The sequence below is a fragment of the Winogradskyella marincola genome (genome assembly GCF_029624125.1).
GTDB lineage: Bacteria > Bacteroidota > Bacteroidia > Flavobacteriales > Flavobacteriaceae > Winogradskyella > Winogradskyella marincola.
The window spans coordinates 249,175-266,365 of the sequence record NZ_JARSBN010000004.1 but is presented as its reverse complement, the minus strand read 5'-3'; the positions used below and the strand labels follow the sequence as shown (position 1 = coordinate 266,365).

Sequence of the window (17,191 nt, the reverse complement as noted above, 5' to 3'; positions counted from 1 at the left end):
AAAAACACGAAAGGTCTAAATCTATGTTAAGGTTTTGTTTGAAATGATTTCTATCTCAACAAGAGAGATGATTAAATATCATTCAATAATTTTGAAATCTCATCAAGTTTTGGTGTTAAAATCACTTCAATTCTACGGTTTTTTGCTCTGCCTTCAGCACTATCATTAGAGGCAACCGGAACAAACTCTCCTCGTCCTGCAGCTGTTAAGTTTTCAGGATTAATAGCATTGTTTTCTCTTAGAATATTTACAATTGCTGTCGCACGTTTAGTTGATAAATCCCAGTTACCGCTTAATTGCGCATTGCCTTTGTATGGTACATTATCAGTATGACCTTCTATTAAAATTGCAATTTCAGGATTTTCAGCCAAAACGTTTCCTAGTTGTTTTACGGCTTGCTTTCCTTGTGCACCAACATACCAGCTGCCAGATTCAAAAAGCAATTTGTTTTCCATAGATACGTATACTTTACCATCACGTTGTTCTACCGTAAGACCTTTACCTTCAAAGTTAGTTAAGGCTTTAGAAATAGCGTCTTTTAAAGCACGCATGTTAGCATCTTTAGCAGCAATAACGCTTTCTAATTCTGCAACACGTTGCGATCTACTTTCAAGTTCTTTTTTTAATTTTTCTAAACGCTCATTTTCGGCAGCAAGGGCTTGTTCTTTGGCTTCTAATTGTGCTAAAAGTTCTCTGTTTTTTTGAGAGTTTTTGGCAATTTCAGCAGAGCTGTTTTTTTCTAATGCATCGTAAGATGCTTTTAAATTGTCGAGATTAGTTTTTGTTGCAGCATAGTCTGAGCGTAACTGATCTCTTTCTTTCACAGCCTCGTCATAGGCAGCTTGCAGGCTGTTTAGGTCATTAGTTAATTTGTTTCTGTCTGCAGAAAGCGCTTCTACTTCATCAGATAAGGCTCTGTTGTCCTTTTTTAGATTGGCATATTTGTCCTCTAACTCAGTGTATATTTTTTTAGACACACAAGAGGTCATCGTAATAAGTAAAATGGCTATTAATGAAAGTTTTTTCATCATGTTTAAAAATTGAATAAAAAGTAATGTTTATAAATCTAATTCTAATAAAATTGGGCAATGATCGCTATGTACAGCTTCAGTGAGTATAACGCTTCGTTTTATTTTTTCTTGTAAAGGCTCACTCACCATGGCATAGTCTAACCTCCAACCTTTGTTATTGGCTCTGGCATTGGCTCTGTAACTCCACCATGAGAATTCTTGTTTTTCTGGGTGTAGATGTCTAAAACTATCAATAAATCCGCTGTCTATAAAATTACCTAACCATTCACGTTCTTCAGGTAAATAACCAGAAACACCTTTCATTTTCGGGTTATGAATATCTATAGGCTCATGGCAAATATTATAATCTCCACAAACCACAAGATTTGGTTTTTCGTTTTGTAATTCGTTTAAATAGTTATGAATTAAATCCATGTATTCAAACTTGTGCGATAGCCTAGCATCGTTAGTCCCAGAAGGTAAATACATGCTCATAACAGACACCTTATCGTAGTCTACTCTAAGGTTTCTGCCTTCAAAATCCATGGATTCTATTCCAGTACCAAATTCTATGTGGTTTGGTTCTTTTTTGCAAAGAATAGCAACACCACTATAGCCTTTTTTTTGTGCACTAAACCAGTAATTGTACTCATAACCTGCATTTGTAAAGAGCTCTAAATCGAGTTGGTCTTCCATAGCTTTAATTTCCTGTAAACAAATTACATCTGGATTTGTGGCTTGCAACCAATCTATAAAACCTTTATTTATGGCAGCTCTTATGCCATTAACATTGTACGAAGCTATTTTCATTTTGTTTTAAATTCCTGATTATTTATAAATTTCTAGCTATTCTGCTAAAATAAATAATAGAGTACTTTTACACTATAAATTTATACTGCTTTTAACGATAAAATATTTTAAAGGTATGGCAGTTATTATTTTAGATGAAAAAAGCGCTATTTCTTATTACAATATTGATGTTTTTTTTGGGTTTTGCCCAAGAAAAATCAGGTAATTATAAGAAAATACGCGTTGCTGTTGCAGATTCTGTTCGTATTGATTCTGTGAGTATAAATCCTTCAAAATTTATTGTAAAAACTAAGCAAGGAGTGGTTCTGGATGCTGCACTTTATAACGTTGATTTTTCAAAGTCTATTTTGAAATTTAACCAACAGGTTGAAATAGATTCTGTTGATATTGAATATTTACGCTATCCAGATTTTATAACCAAGGTTTACAAACAGCTCGACGATGATATTATTGTAGATCGATCTATTCCTGGGATTGAAACCCTGTACAAGCTTGAAAATTCTTCAAACCAAAATGTTTTTACACCTTTTGATGGTTTAACCACTTCGGGTAGTATTTCCAGAGGTGTAACGATTGGGAATAATCAAAATTCTGTTTTAAATAGTGAACTCGATTTGCAAATTTCAGGTAAGTTGAGTGACAAGGTATCTCTTAGAGCCTCGATACAAGATGCTAATATTCCGTTGCAAGAAAGTGGATATTCTCAGCGATTAGATGAGTTTGATCAAGTTTTTATAGAACTTTTTAGTGACAATTGGAATATAAGAGCAGGTGATATCGATTTGGTAAACACCAAAAGTTATTATGCTAACTTTTCTAAACGTGTGCAAGGTTTGTTGGTAAATGCTAATTTGAGTGACAAGACGTCGGTTTTTGCTTCAGGTGCACTCGTACGAGGTCAGTTTACAACAACCCAATTTACGGCTCAAGAAGGCAATCAAGGACCTTACAAATTACGAGGACCAAATAATGAGTTGTTTGTACTTATTGTTTCTGGTAGCGAAACTGTTTATGTTAATGGTGTGCCTTTAGAGCGTGGAGAAAACAATGATTACATCATCGATTATAATGCTGGTGAAATCATTTTCAACTCAACCTATCCAATCACTTCCGAAATGCGTATTACGGTAGATTACCAGTTTAGCGAGCGAAATTATTCGCGATTTACTGTGTTTGGCGGTAGTACTTTTGAAACCGAAAAATTACAGTTAAACGTTTCTGTGTATTCTGAAAGTGATGCCAAAAATCAGCCGTTGCAGCAAAATTTATCGACAGAGCAAACGGAAATTTTAGCTAATGCTGGTGATGATACTAGCTTAATGGTTGCGCCTTCAGCGACGGAAGAATCGTTTTCTGAAAACAGAATTCTCTACCGAAAAGAAATTGTAGATGGTGAAGAGATTTTTGTCTTCTCTCAAAATCCCGAAGACCAGTTGTTTAGAGTGTCTTTTACCTTAGTTGGTGCAAATCAAGGAAATTATATATTGAGTAACGATAATGCAGTGAGCAATATTTTTGAATACGTTGCGCCAATTGCAGGTGTTCCGCAAGGAAATTACGAACCGGTTACTCAGCTTGTAGCTCCAGAACGCTTGCAAATTGCAGTGCTCAATGGTCGTTACCAACCTACCGAAAAAACAGATGTGTTTTTTGAATTGGCAGGAAGTAAAAACGATATCAACTTGTTTTCGAGTTTAGATGATGATGATAATGATGGTTTTGCAGGGAAGTTTAAAGTGAATCAAAAGCTAATAAAACACGATAGCCTTTGGAATCTATCCGCGCTTATTGATGCCGATTTTATTCAAGAGAATTTTAGAACCATTCAGCGTTTGTATAGAGCCGAATTTAATCGCGATTGGAACCTTGAAGATAACAGAGACGATCAAGGAAATTTTATATTAGGGAACCAACTTTTGCTTACTTCGGGATTGCAATTATCGCATGCTAAAAAGGGATTGGCTTCTTATAATTTTGAATATTTAGATTACGCTAATAATTTTAATGGAAGTCGTCATAATCTTATGGCAGATCTGCGTTTGGGTAATTTCAGGATTTTTACAAATTCAAGTTTTCTTAATAGCGAAAGCACTATTAATCGTTCAACGTTTTTGAGATCTTATAATCGTGTGGTATATGCCAAAAACAATAAATGGGTTGGTGCAAAATTTGCCACAGAAGACAATGAACAAATCGTTATAGCTACCGATTCATTAACACCATTGAGTCAGCGATTTTCAGCATACGAAACCTTTGTTGGAATTGGTGATAGTACTAAAGTCTATGCAGAAGTTGGTTATATAAAACGCTTTAATGATAGTTTACGGAATAACAATCTAGAGCGTGTAAATGCTTCAAACACCTATTATCTCAAGTCGCGATTAATTCAAAATAAAAATACCAATCTTCAGCTTTTTGTGAACTATAGAAGTTTGAAGGCTGAAGACGATGCCTCTGAAGACGAACAGAGTTTAAACAGTAGATTAAACTACAATCAAAAATTGTTTAACAACCTTGTGCTCTGGAACACAAGTTTTGAAACTAATTCAGGGACGTTGCCACAGCAAGATTTTACTTATGTAGAGGTCGAAGCAGGACAAGGAGCTTACACATGGATTGACTATAATGAAAATGGCATACAAGAACTCAATGAGTTTGAAATAGCCCAATTTACTGACCAAGGCAATTACATACGCGTATTATTGCCAAACCAGGTTTTTGTGCGAACGCATCAAAATAGATTGAGCCAGACGTTGACCATAAATCCGATGCAATGGAGCGGTTCTGAAGATAGAACCAAAAAGTTTCTTTCACATTTTTATAATCAAACATCTTATCTTATTGACAGAAAGATTAGAAGAGAAGGGAATAATTTTAATTTAAATCCTTTTGAAGCTGATGAGGACAACCAATTAGCGTTAAATAATAGTGTGAGAAATGTATTGTTTTACAACAGAGGGAAACAGCGCTATACCACATCTTATACGTTTTTAACCAATACAAGCAGAAGTCTGCTGTCTATAGGTTTTCAGGAAAATAAACTCACCAATCATCAGTTTAATTTTAATCACAAATTCGCCACCAATTGGTTGGCAAATGCACAGGCAAGTTTTGGAACAGATGAAAGTCTTAGTGAAAACTTTGCCAACAGAAATTACCTGATTGAAGAAGAGCGTTTTCAACCTAAATTATCCTATTTGTTTAGTGAAAATGCGCAGTTTGATGTCTTCTATCAATACACTTCAAAAGAAAATACTATTGGAAGTTTAGAAGCATTATCGCAGAACAATTATGGATTTTCTTTTACCTATAATAAAGCTGCAAAAATTGCATTAACTGGTGAATTCAATTTGTTTCAAAATGAATATGATGGCAATCCTAATACACCTGTAGCATACCAAATGTTAGAGGGTTTACAGCCAGGAAAAAACTTCACCTGGAGTTTATTGGCACAAAAGAAGCTGACTAAGTTTTTAGATTTAAACCTCAATTATTTTGGTCGTAAAACTGAAACAGCAAAAACCATCCATACAGGAACTATTCAGTTGAAGGCTTATTTCTAATTCTATTTGTGTAAAAGTATTAAAAGCAGTATACTCCTCACATAACATCAAGAACAACTAATGAAGGATTTTGTAATAATAGGTGCTGCACAAGCAGGATTATCTATGGCATATCATTTAAAGAAAAACGATAAGGATTTTTTAATCATTGATAAGGAAAATGAAATTGGAGCATCTTGGCTTAATCGCTGGAATTCTTTAAAATTGTTTACGCCAACTGAGTTCAATCATTTAGAAGGTATGCCTTTTCCTGCGCCAAAAGGACATTATCCAGATAAGTATGACGTGGCCAACTATTTTAAGGCTTATGCATCAAAATTTGATTTTCCTGTTCAGTTAAATACATTGGCAGAAAGTATTGAAAAATCAGACGATGGCTTTGTTGTAAAAACAAGTAAAGGGGATGTAAAATGTAAAGAAGTTATTATAGCCACAGGACCTTTTCATATACCATACACGCCAAAATTTCATAATAACATATCTGATGATATTTTTCAAATACATAGTAATTATTACAAGAATCCAGATCAACTTCAGGATGGTGAAACCTTAGTTGTTGGTGGAGGAGATAGTGGATTTCAAATTTTAGATGAAATTTCAAAACACACAGAAAACACCACTTATTTTTCTGGTAATACAGATATAAGAACGTTGCCTCAAGAAATTTTAGGGAAGACACTTTGGTGGTGGTTTACCATAACGGGTTTTTTAAGTTTTAGTAAAAACTCTTGGATTGGTAAAAGAATAAGCAGTTCTAAACAGCCAATTATAGGTACAGATGTGCAAGATATTTTAGATAGAAATAACGTGAAAACCGTTGGTTATACGATAGATGCTGGCCAGAATACTGTAAAAACAACAAAGAAGACATTAAGTAACATTAAAAACATTGTTTGGGCAACAGGTTACAAACCTAACTTTAAATGGATAAATAATATTGAACTGACTAAAGATGGCTATCCAAAGCATCATAGAGGCATTAGTACCACAAAAGGACTCTATTTTATTGGCTTGCCATGGTTGCACACGCGTGGATCTGCTACGTTAGGAGGCATTAAAAAAGATGCAAAATATTTGGCACAGAAAATAGTGTAATAAAAAAGCCCGAAACTTTAATATTTCGGGCTTTTTGTATTTTAAGAATGTGTTGGATTTATTTCATCTTCATCAACCATTCTTTAACATCAACTTCTTTTTTGATGATATCTCTTAATTCTTCAACCTTAACACGCTTTTGTTCCATAGTATCTCTATGACGAATAGTTACCGTATTGTCTTCTAAACTTTCGCCATCTACCGTAATACAAAATGGTGTACCAGCTGCATCTTGTCTTCTGTAACGTCTACCTACAGCGTCTTTTTCATCATATACCACATTGAAATCCCATTTAAGATCGTCAACAATGTCTTTTGCCATTTTGGTTAACGCTTCATCCTTTCTTACCAAAGGCAGAATAGCAGCTTTAGTAGGAGCTAATACAGCAGGCAGTTTTAATACTGTTCTTTCGCTTCCGTCTTCTAAAGTTTCGTCTTGTAAACTGTTAGAAAAAACAGCTAAGAACATACGATCTAGACCTATTGAAGTTTCTAATACATAAGGAGTGTAGCTTTCATTATCTTCGTGATCGAAGTACTGTAGCTTTTTGCCAGAGTGCTCTTCGTGTTGTTTTAAATCGAAATCTGTACGAGAGTGAATCCCTTCTAATTCTTTAAAACCAAATGGGAAATTAAATTCTATATCTGTAGCAGCATCTGCGTAGTGCGCTAACTTTTCGTGATCGTGGAAACGGTAATTGTCGTCTCCCAAGCCTAAGGACTTATGCCATTTTAAACGGGTTTCTTTCCAGTAGTCAAACCATTCTTTTTGCGTACCTGGTTTAATGAAAAATTGCATTTCCATTTGTTCAAACTCACGCATTCTAAAGATAAATTGTCTTGCAACAATTTCATTTCTAAAGGCTTTACCTGTTTGTGCAATTCCGAAAGGAATTTTCATGCGTCCAGTTTTCTGAACGTTTAAGAAGTTTACAAAAATACCTTGAGCAGTTTCTGGTCTCAAATATAAGTCCATTGCAGTATCTGCAGAAGCACCAAGCTTAGTGCCAAACATAAGGTTAAATTGCTTAACGTCTGTCCAGTTACGACTTCCTGTTAACGGATCGGCAATTTCTAATTCTTCAATTAAAGCTTTTACATCTGCTAAATCTTCTTTTTCTAAAGATTGACCTAAACGCTTAAGAATAGAATCGATTTTTTCCTGGTAACCAAGAACTCTACCGTTTGTAGATACAAATTCTTCTTTGTTAAAGGCATCACCAAAACGTTTTTCAGCTTTTTTAACTTCCTTGTTAATTTTAGCTTCAATTTTAGCACAGTAATCTTCTACTAAAACATCTGCTCTGTAACGTTTTTTAGAATCTTTGTTGTCAATTAAAGGATCATTAAACGCATCTACGTGCCCAGAAGCTTTCCAAGTGGTTGGGTGCATAAATATTGCTGCGTCTATACCAACAATATTGTCGTGCATTTGTACCATGGCTTTCCACCAATAGTCTCTAATGTTTTTCTTTAATTCTGCACCGTTTTGCGCATAATCGTATACAGCGCTTAAACCATCATAGATTTCGCTGCTCTGAAATACGTAACCATACTCCTTAGCGTGAGAGATTACCTTTTTGAATTTGTCGTCGTTTGCCATGCCACAAAAATAAAAAACCGCTCAAATTAATTGAGCGGTTTTTTAAAAATAATGAGATTGATTTATTTTAATTCTATACTTGTACTTCCTAGTTTTCTGTTTTCGTGAAAAACATTAACAAAGTACGTGCCTTTTACAAGAGGTCTGTCTTCTTTATAAGTGGCTACTGTAGTACAGATGTTTAGATTTTTGTTGTCAAAGTTTACAATTTCTTTTTTGCTATAAATTAAAGAGTTGTCTGCAAAAAAAACTTCGCCTTTACCAGCTATTATATTGTTGTTAGGACTTACAATCTGAATGTATATCTCTTTGTCTCCTTTTTCGGTTAAAGGGTTTTCAGTCAATGAGATGCAAACATCCATAGCATTAACGCGTTTAGCTCTAAGCGAGGATTTCTTTTTAGAGTTGTTAATTTTAAAAGCTTCTACACTAACGTTGTTGGCTCTTAAAATAGCAGCATTGTCAATGGTCTCGTTAAGAGAGTCGTTGGTTTCCTCTAGAGCATTGATGGTGAGGTTGTTGTTTTTAATTGTATTCATTGCATAGCGCTTCTCTTTCTGCAATTTTAGATTGGCAGAGTTTAGAGAGTCTAAGGTAGCAAGTAATACTTTGCTTTTAGTTTTTAAAACTGAAAGCTGGTCTTTAAACTTTGTGATTATAGATAAGTCACTTTTTAATAATCTTAAAGAATCTAAAGCAATTTTAGTTTCTAGTTTTGCTTCTTGGAGCTGCGAAGACATAAGATCATAATTTTGGCTTAGTTCGTCATAACTTACAATGATTTCTGATAATTCCTTTTCTATCAAAACCTTTTCTTGTTTTAGGAATTCTTCGTAGGATTTCATGGATTTATAGTTAGTAAAACTATAGACTCCTAAAACAGTTAAAACAACTAATAAAGAACTTATAATTAATCTGTAGTTAAATAATTGAGGGTTAACTATCATCATTAATTTCTTAGATGAAACGAAATTAGAGTATATTGAAGTTCATTTTTATTTTATTCGATTAAGTGGTGAAAAATTTGTTGAATTTGTTCTTTCCTATGGTTTGCGAGGCATGCAATAATGTTTTAGCAGATAATGAGTTAGTTATTTGTACTAAATGCAGACATGATTTGCCTGTTACAAATTTTCATTTAGAAAATTCTGAAACGGTTAAAAAGGTGGTGTATGGACGTGTAAAATTAGAACAAGCCACAGCACTTCTGTATTTCTCAAAGAAAGGTGTAGTTCAGCAATTGCTTCATAATTTAAAATATAGAGGACATAAAGATATAAGTGGGTTTTTAGGTAAATGGCTAGGTGCAGAACTAAAAACGATTGAAGCTTATAAACAGGTTGATGTTGTAGTGCCTGTTCCTCTTTATAAAGTTAAGTTACGGCAACGTGGTTATAATCAGGTAGAGCAATTTGGAAAAGCAATAGCAGAAGCTCTTAGTGTAGATTATAACGACTCAGTACTTATTAAGACAAAATCAACAAAAACCAAAGTGTTTGAAGGTAGGCTAACAAGATGGAGCGACGAAGGTGCTGTTTTTGCAATAAGTGATTATTCAACGCTGAAGGGAAAACACATCTTGTTGGTAGATGATATTATTACCACAGGAGCAACGGTTGAGGCATGTGCTACAGAATTGTTAAAAATTGATAATATTAAGTTAAGTCTTGCTACTATGGCAATTGCCAATTAATTTTTTCGTTTCTATAGTTTAAAAATTGTTTCTTTGTGCAAAATTATTCTCAAAAAATGAGTTCAAATCTCACACGAATTTTAGGCATTTTATTCATTGGTTTAATTATTGTTAGTTGTGCCAATCGTGGTTCACCTTCTGGTGGAGAAAAGGATGTGGATCCGCCCGAAATTCTTAGAGAAAATCCACCTAATTTTTCAACAAATTTTAAAGGGGATGAAATACGAATCACTTTTAATGAATACGTTAAGATTAAGGATTTAAGAAAGCAACTTATTATTTCGCCACCTATGGATTCAGATCCTATTATATATCCTGCAGGTGGAGCAAGCGAATACATTACTATAAAAATAAAAGACACATTACAGCCTAATACAACCTATGCTTTTAATTTTGGTGAAAGCATTGTAGATAATAATGAAGAGAATCCATACCCTTATTATCGTTACGTATTTTCTACAGGAGATACAATAGATTCACTTTCTGTAAAAGGTTATGTAGAAGATGCCTTATTAAAAGAGCCAGAAACTTTTATATCGGTAATGCTGTATGAAGTAGATTCCACCTATTCAGATTCTATAGTTTACAAAGAAAAGCCTAGATATATTACCAATACACTTGATAGTGTTACCACTTTTAGCATAGATAATATAAAAGCAGGAACTTATAAACTGATTGCCTTAAAGGATAAAAACAGTAATTACACATTTGATCAAAAGAATGATAAAATCGCGTTTTACGAAGAATTTATTACTGTGCCAACAGAAGACGATCATAAGCTTACACTTTTTAAAGAAAATGTGAATTTTAAAGCTGTAAAGCCAAAACAAGCAGGCGAAACCAAAATTATCTTTCCATACGAAGGAAGTTATGAAAACATGCGTATAAAAGTTTTGGGAGACACACCAGAAGGGTATTCAACCAGAATTACAAAAGATAAAGTAACGGATACACTTTACTATTGGTACAAGCCAAAGTTTGAAATAGACACAACATTCTTTGTAGTAACTAATGAGAAATACATAGATACTTTTAAGCACCGTTTTAGAAGTCTTGATGCAGATACATTAAGTACCAAGATAGTTTCTCCAAGAAGTTTAAATTATGGTAAACATTTTACTCTAGAGGCAACCACACCTATAGAAAAAATAGATGTTTCTAAAATAAGCTTAATAGATAAAGATTCTATTGCAGTAAGTTTTGAAACAGAATACGATTCTATTTTAAATCAATTTAGAGTGCCTTTCAAAAAAGAGGAAGGACAGAAGTATTCTATTAAAATGTTACCAGGTACATTTACAGATTTCTACGGTAATATTAATAAGGATACAATAGTTGATGCTATTAATTCTAAAATGAAATCTGAATATGGGAAGATTAGAGTAAATCTTAGAAATGCAAAATTCCCTTTGATTGTTCAGTTAGTAAATAATAAAGGAGAAGTAGAGTATGAGCGTTACACGACAGATGCTCCGGTTGTTGACTTTACTGATTTAGTGCCAAAGCGATATGATTTAAGGGTTATTTACGATGCAAATGAGAATGGTAAATATGATACAGGTAACTATTTGTTAGGTATACAACCAGAACGCGTTAGCTACATGCCTTCTTCTGAGATTGACGAAGTCAGGGCAAACTTCGATTTTATAATTGAATTTACACTTCTAGACTAAAAGTATCTCTGTCTTTTAGGAAGCCAAGTCTTTCTCGGTATTTGGTAATATGAGATTTTTCTAGTGTTATAACTTCCGTAGTTTCTATGCTTTCTGGTATGCTGTCCATACGGTTTCCTAAAACATCATAAGCTGCCGAGTGCCCAGAATATTCGTAATTATTATCATCTAAGCCAACACGATTTACACCAATACAGTAACTCATGTTCTCTATAGCGCGCGCTTTAAGAAGGGCATCCCAAGCTGCAATGCGCACTTTTGGCCAGTTAGCCACATAGATGAGTACATCATAATCTTCAGAGTTTCTTGCCCAAACAGGGAAGCGTAAATCGTAGCAGACTAAAGGGCAAATCTTAAACCCTTTATAATCGATGATGATTTTTTTTGTACCAGCAGTGTACACCTTATGTTCGTTAGCCAAAGTAAAGGTATGACGTTTATCGTAGGTTGTTAATGTTCCGTTTGGTTCTACAAAGATTAAGCGATTATAGTAATTCTCATTTTCTTTAATAACCAAGCTACCAACAATCGCTGCATTTTTAGTTTTAGATAATGCTTTTAGCCAGGTAATAGTCTCACCATTCATGGTTTCTGCTACCTCAGATGCATTCATGGTAAAACCAGAGCTAAACATTTCTGGTAAAACAATAAGGTCAGCTGTAATGGAGCTGACCTTATCTTCTATATGTGTTCTGTTAGCTTTTGGGTTTTCCCAAGCTAAAGTGGTTTGTAATAATGCAACGTTTAGTGTGTCGTTTGTCATTTATAATTTTCCTTTGGCTTTGTCTACTTTTTTAGTAAGCTTTTCTATTTTTTCTAACCACTTACCTTCATCTTCAGGAGACAATTTACCTTTCTTTTTTAATTTTTCGTACTTCTTTTGGGCTTTTTTAAGATTGTCTTGCGCCTTTTTATAATTCTTCTGAAGTTTTTCTTTTTTCTTTAATGCCTTCTCAGCTTTCTTTTGTGCTTTCTCAGCCTTTTTTTGAGCTTTTTCAGCTTTTTTCTTCTCTTTTTCTAGTTTTTCTGCTGCTTTTTTTGCGTTTTCAGCTTTTTTTAGTTTTTCTGAAATAACTGCAGCTTCTTTAAAAATGACTTCTTTTTCTTCTACACTCAAGGTTGTGGTAACGTCTTCACCATTCAAAAATATTTTTTCCTTTTTTACTTCATATGTTTTTTCACCTTTCTTTACTTCTTGTGCAAAACCGGTTAAAGAAAACGCTAATAATAAAAGTATAATGTAATTTTTCATTTGTAATAATTTTTAGTTCACTATTGTGACACAAAACATAACAAAAAGTAACTTAAATTCTGCATAAAATTTCTGAAGCTTTTATTAAAGTCTCGTCAGTCTTGGCAAAACAAAATCGAAGCACCTTGTCATCTTTATTATTTTCATTAAATACTGAAAGCGGAATTGAAGCTATTTTGAATTCTTTAGTTAATCGTTTTGCAAAATCCACATCGTGTTCGTCGGTAATTTTAGAATAATCCAACACCTGGAAATACGTGCCTTTTGAAGGCATAAATTTAAAACGAGATTCTGCAATTAAATTCAAGAATAAATCACGTTTTTGTTGAAAAAAATTATTCAAACCAAGATAAGTTTCAGCATCAGCCATATAATCCGCAATGCCTTTTTGAGCAGGATGATTCACAGAAAACACATTGAATTGGTGTACTTTCCTAAACTCGTTCATTAAATCTTCAGGTGCGCAGCAGTAGCCAATTTTCCAACCTGTATTATGAAATGTTTTTCCGAAGGAAGCTGTAATAAAACTTCGTGCTTTTAAATCTGGAAACTTGCAAGCACTATGATGCTGTTCGCCGTCAAAAACAATATGCTCATATACTTCATCACTTAAAACGATGATGTTGGTGTCTTTGGTTAATTTTTCAAGCTGAAGCATATCCTCTTCAGACCAAATGGTACCACTAGGATTATGAGGTGTATTGATGATTATCATCTTGGTTTTAGACGAAATTTTTGAAGCCACTTCGTCCCAATTCACACTATAATCTGGCGCAGATAATTGAATAGGAATTGTCTTTCCGCCATTAACTTCAATGGCAGGTTGGTAGCAATCGTAGGCAGGTTTAAAAATGATGACTTCGTCATTCGGCTTTACAAATGCCGAAATGATAGTGAAAATAGCCTGAGTTGCACCAGCAGTCACTGTGATTTCTGTATCTGGATGATAACTTGTATTGTAAAGTTGTTGAAATTTATTTGCAATGGCCAAGCGCAAATCTAAATTGCCAGCCATTGGTGCATATTGGTTGTAGCCGTTGTTCATTGCATTGGCAACCAAGTCGTTTAATCTTTGTGGACTAGGATAATTTGGGAAACCTTGCGATAGGTTTAAGGCTTTATATTCGTTGGCCAAAGCACTCATTACCGTAAAAATAGTAGTGCCTACATTGGGTAGTTTAGATTGGTGTGCGATCATAATATCTCGTTAAATAGAAAGGTTTTAAAGATATAAAATGTGGTTTTTCTATCTTTACAAAATCAATAAAATATATACTATGCGATTAATAAAATTACTCTGTTTTTTCGTTGTTTTTCAGGTGTCTGCTCAACAAGGCGGTATGTGGATTCCCTCTCTTTTAGAAGGAATGAATGAAGACGAAATGCAAAACCTTGGTAGTAAATTAACTGCCAAAGACATTTACGATGTTAACAATTCTAGTCTTAAGGACGCTATTGGTCATTTTAATGGTGGTTGTACCAGTGAAGTGATCTCAGACAAAGGTTTGGTACTTACCAATCATCACTGTGGATTTAGCCAGATTCAGTCGCATTCGTCCTTAGAAAACGATTATATAAAAAACGGATTTTGGGCAATGTCGCTCGAAGAAGAACTACCAAATGAAGGCTTGTTTATTGAGTTTATAGTAAGCATTCACGATGTTACAGATACTGTTTTAAATGGTGTAAACGATACAATGACCGAAAAGGAAAAGCAATCCTTGATCACTAGAAACAGTAATGCAGCAATGGCATCTTGGTCAAAAGAAAATTGGCAAGACGTTAAAACAAAGTCATTTTACGAAGGCAATCAGTATTTCTTATTCGTAACTGAGCGTTTTGAAGACATCAGATTAGTTGGTGCGCCACCAAGCAGCATTGGTAAGTTTGGTAGCGATACAGATAACTGGGTGTTTCCGAGACATACAGGCGATTTTTCTATGTTCAGAATTTATGCTGATAAGAATAATAGACCAGCAAAATATAGCAAAGACAATGTGCCTTACAAGCCAAAGCATTATTTGCCTGTGTCATTAGATGGTGTTGAAGAAGGCGATTTTACAATGGTTTTCGGCTTTCCTGGTCGTACTAATGAGTATTTGCCAGCTGTAGCGATTGAGCATATTACAAAGGAATACAATCCAACAAATATCGAAATTAGAGAAGCGGCTTTAAAAGTGATTGATGCCAATATGAAAGCGAGTGATGAGGTGCGTATTAAGTATGCGTCAAAACAAGCTAGAATTGCAAATGCTTGGAAAAAGTGGATTGGCGAAAACTTAGGTATCGAAAAAAGTGATGCTGTAGCTAAGCGTCGTGAATTTGAAACAACTTTCAAGAAAGCATTAAAGGAAAATGGACTAGAAGCAAAGTATGGTCATATTTTACCTGAGTTTGATAAGCTTTATAAAGAATTTGGTCCAATAAATATTAAACGAAGAAACTTTGTTGAAGTCTTTTTGGTTACGAGTGAATTGATGCAAATGACCTTTAGAGCCTATCAGGTTGAACAAGCGCTATTGGCAAATCCTGAAAGTTTAGAACGTGCCAAAGCAAGTTTAAAAGGCAGTTTTGAAGGTATTCTGAAAAACTTTGATGCCAATGTAGATAAAGGTGTGTATTTAAATGTAATGCCATTGTATGGAAAACCAGTTGATGCTTCAATCTATGATAAAACGGCATTTACGGATTTAGATTCGGCTTTAAAATTATTAGAAGGCGATGCTGAAACTGTGATTAAAAACTTAAATGATGATGCGGCTTATGCTTATGCGAAACCTATTATTGATGAATTTTTTAATACGATTGATGCAGAATTTCAACAAAAAAATGAAGTTATCTCTGCATTGCAAACTGAGTATATGACGGCTTTAATGAAAGCCTTACCAAACGAGCGTTATTTCCCAGATGCAAATAGTACGTTGCGTGTTACTTATGGTCAGGTTAGAGGCTACTCGCCAAGAGATGCAGTGTACTATAATCCTGTAACTTATTTAGAAGGTGTAGTGGAAAAGTATGTGCCAGGCGATTATGAGTTTGATGTGCCACAGAAACTTTTAGACTTATACAACACAAAGGATTATGGTCCTTATGCTGATAAAAACGGAAAAGTGCCAGTGTGCTTTTTAGGAACAAACCACACAACTGGTGGAAACTCTGGTAGTCCTGCTATTGATGCTGAAGGGAATTTAGTAGGTTTAAACTTTGACCGTGTTTGGGAAGGGACAATGAGTGATATGAACTATGACCCAGAAATCTGCCGAAACATAATGGTAGATTTGCGCTATGTACTTTTCATAGTTGATAAATATGCTGGTGCAAAACACTTAATTGATGAAATGACTTTGGTGCATCCGAAGAAAGCATCAGGAAAAAAGAACAAGAAAAAGAAGAAAGCAAAAAAGTAGCGATACACTTTCTTTAATTTCACGCTTATAGATGAAACTCACGAGAGTTATACTGAACTTATTTCAGTATTTCTATTGTGAGGTTTTTTTTGTGAAATATTTTTAGATATAAAGACGTTATTCAAATATGAAAGCCCATAATGGGCATTTGGCAAACAAAGACCATTCACCATCAAAATAATTAAATAATTAGACCATAGGTTCTTGAAAAAATTAAATAGATGAAAAAATTTCTACTTCTTTTATCTGTAATTGTATGTCTTGCTTTTTCAAAATCTGATGAAGATGCTGTAAAGACAATTCACGTGTTTGTTGCCCTATGTGATAACGACAACCAAGGGATTGTGCCAGTTCCAAGCAAATTAGGAAATGGTCAAGATCCAAAAAATAATTTGTATTGGGGCGCTTTATATGGTGTTAAAACGCATTTTAAAAATAGTAAGGATTGGACTTTGGTTAAAACAATTAAATCTGATAATCCTAAAATTTTAGAACGTTTACTTTTCAAACATAAAAAATCGAATACTTATTTATTGGCAGATGCTTATGATGGAATGTACATTAAACAAACTACAATTGATTTTTTAGAAGCTACTTCAGGACGAAATGAATTCTCTATATCGTATAGTGATAAAACACTCAGTTTTGGTGGGAAATCAGGATTGTTGGCTTATGTTGGTCACGATGGTTTAATGGAATTTAATGTTGATGGAAATTTCACTCAACAAAATACAACAAAGCGAGATGCAATTATTTTAGCTTGTATTAGTAAACAATATTTTAAACCTTATTTAGAAAAAACAAAAGCAAATCCATTAGTTTGGACAACAGGTTTAATGGCACCTGAAGCTTACACGTTAAAGTCAGCATTAGATGGCTGGATTATGGATGAATCGGATTCTCAAATAGCAGAGCGTGCTGCACAAGCTTATCATAAATATCAAAAATGCGGTATTAAAGGCGCAAGAAGATTATTAGTTTCTGGATATTAACTTCTCGATAAAATTTTCTCGTACCTCAAAAATCACTCGAAGTGATGAATAAAAAAAATCCCAAACATTTCTGTTTGGGATTTAGTTTTTGGA

13 protein-coding genes are annotated in these 17,191 nt (G+C 34.1%); 6 read left to right on the top strand and 7 right to left on the bottom strand.

The window, feature by feature from the left end:
- Positions 1-71: 71 nt before the first annotated feature.
- Both P7122_RS09035 and P7122_RS09030 read right to left on the bottom strand, forming a co-directional pair.
- The gene (locus P7122_RS09035) at positions 72-1,031 is read right to left on the bottom strand and encodes an OmpA family protein (protein ID WP_278005464.1); all 960 of its coding nucleotides are present in this window, start codon (positions 1,029-1,031) and stop codon (positions 72-74) included.
- 27 nt (positions 1,032-1,058) lie between these two features.
- Entirely contained in the window at positions 1,059-1,820 is a 762-nt protein-coding gene (locus P7122_RS09030) for an exodeoxyribonuclease III (RefSeq protein ID WP_278005463.1), read from the bottom strand.
- Positions 1,821-1,954: 134 nt separating this feature from the next.
- Between P7122_RS09030 and P7122_RS09025 the strand changes: the two genes are divergently transcribed.
- Both P7122_RS09025 and P7122_RS09020 read left to right on the top strand, forming a co-directional pair.
- On the top strand, positions 1,955-5,383 hold the full coding sequence (locus P7122_RS09025) for a DUF8818 domain-containing protein (RefSeq protein WP_278005462.1): 3,429 nt from the start codon (positions 1,955-1,957) through the stop codon (positions 5,381-5,383).
- A gap of 60 nt (positions 5,384-5,443) precedes the next feature.
- A complete protein-coding gene (locus tag P7122_RS09020) occupies positions 5,444-6,478 on the top strand; it encodes a flavin-containing monooxygenase (RefSeq protein ID WP_278005461.1) in 1,035 nt (344 codons plus the stop codon).
- 58 nt (positions 6,479-6,536) lie between these two features.
- Here P7122_RS09020 and P7122_RS09015 read toward each other — a convergent pair whose 3' ends face one another.
- Positions 6,537-8,081 (bottom strand): glycine--tRNA ligase, encoded by a 1,545-nt coding sequence (locus P7122_RS09015; protein WP_278005460.1) that lies wholly within the window; start codon positions 8,079-8,081, stop codon positions 6,537-6,539.
- A gap of 62 nt (positions 8,082-8,143) precedes the next feature.
- Positions 8,144-9,031 (bottom strand): DUF8428 domain-containing protein, encoded by an 888-nt coding sequence (locus P7122_RS09010; protein ID WP_278005459.1) that lies wholly within the window; start codon positions 9,029-9,031, stop codon positions 8,144-8,146.
- Between the two features lie 77 nt (positions 9,032-9,108).
- Here P7122_RS09010 and P7122_RS09005 point away from each other — a divergent pair, with 77 nt between their 5' ends.
- Positions 9,109-9,774: a ComF family protein gene (locus P7122_RS09005; protein ID WP_347402812.1), complete on the top strand. Its 666-nt coding sequence runs from the start codon at positions 9,109-9,111 to the stop codon at positions 9,772-9,774.
- Positions 9,775-9,830: 56 nt separating this feature from the next.
- The gene (locus P7122_RS09000; RefSeq protein ID WP_278005458.1) at positions 9,831-11,447 is read left to right on the top strand and encodes an Ig-like domain-containing domain; all 1,617 of its coding nucleotides are present in this window, start codon (positions 9,831-9,833) and stop codon (positions 11,445-11,447) included.
- Here P7122_RS09000 and P7122_RS08995 read toward each other — a convergent pair.
- The 3 genes from P7122_RS08995 to P7122_RS08985 are packed head-to-tail and all read right to left on the bottom strand — an operon-like array spanning position 11,431 to position 13,894.
- Positions 11,431-12,210 (bottom strand): amidohydrolase, encoded by a 780-nt coding sequence (locus P7122_RS08995; RefSeq protein ID WP_278005457.1) that lies wholly within the window; start codon positions 12,208-12,210, stop codon positions 11,431-11,433. The two genes, P7122_RS09000 and P7122_RS08995, sit on opposite strands and share 17 nt — an antisense overlap.
- On the bottom strand, positions 12,211-12,699 hold the full coding sequence (locus P7122_RS08990) for a hypothetical protein (protein ID WP_278005456.1): 489 nt from the start codon (positions 12,697-12,699) through the stop codon (positions 12,211-12,213).
- Positions 12,700-12,751: 52 nt separating this feature from the next.
- Complete coding sequence (locus P7122_RS08985; protein WP_278005626.1) at positions 12,752-13,894, bottom strand: methionine aminotransferase; 1,143 nt, start codon at positions 13,892-13,894, stop codon at positions 12,752-12,754.
- Between the two features lie 82 nt (positions 13,895-13,976).
- On the opposite strand from P7122_RS08985, the gene P7122_RS08980 reads away from it, so the two are divergent.
- Both P7122_RS08980 and P7122_RS08975 read left to right on the top strand, forming a co-directional pair.
- On the top strand, positions 13,977-16,106 hold the full coding sequence (locus tag P7122_RS08980) for a S46 family peptidase (RefSeq protein ID WP_278005455.1): 2,130 nt from the start codon (positions 13,977-13,979) through the stop codon (positions 16,104-16,106).
- A 221-nt stretch (positions 16,107-16,327) separates the two neighbouring features.
- Complete coding sequence (locus P7122_RS08975) at positions 16,328-17,098, top strand: hypothetical protein (protein ID WP_278005454.1); 771 nt, start codon at positions 16,328-16,330, stop codon at positions 17,096-17,098.
- Positions 17,099-17,191: the final 93 nt, after the last annotated feature.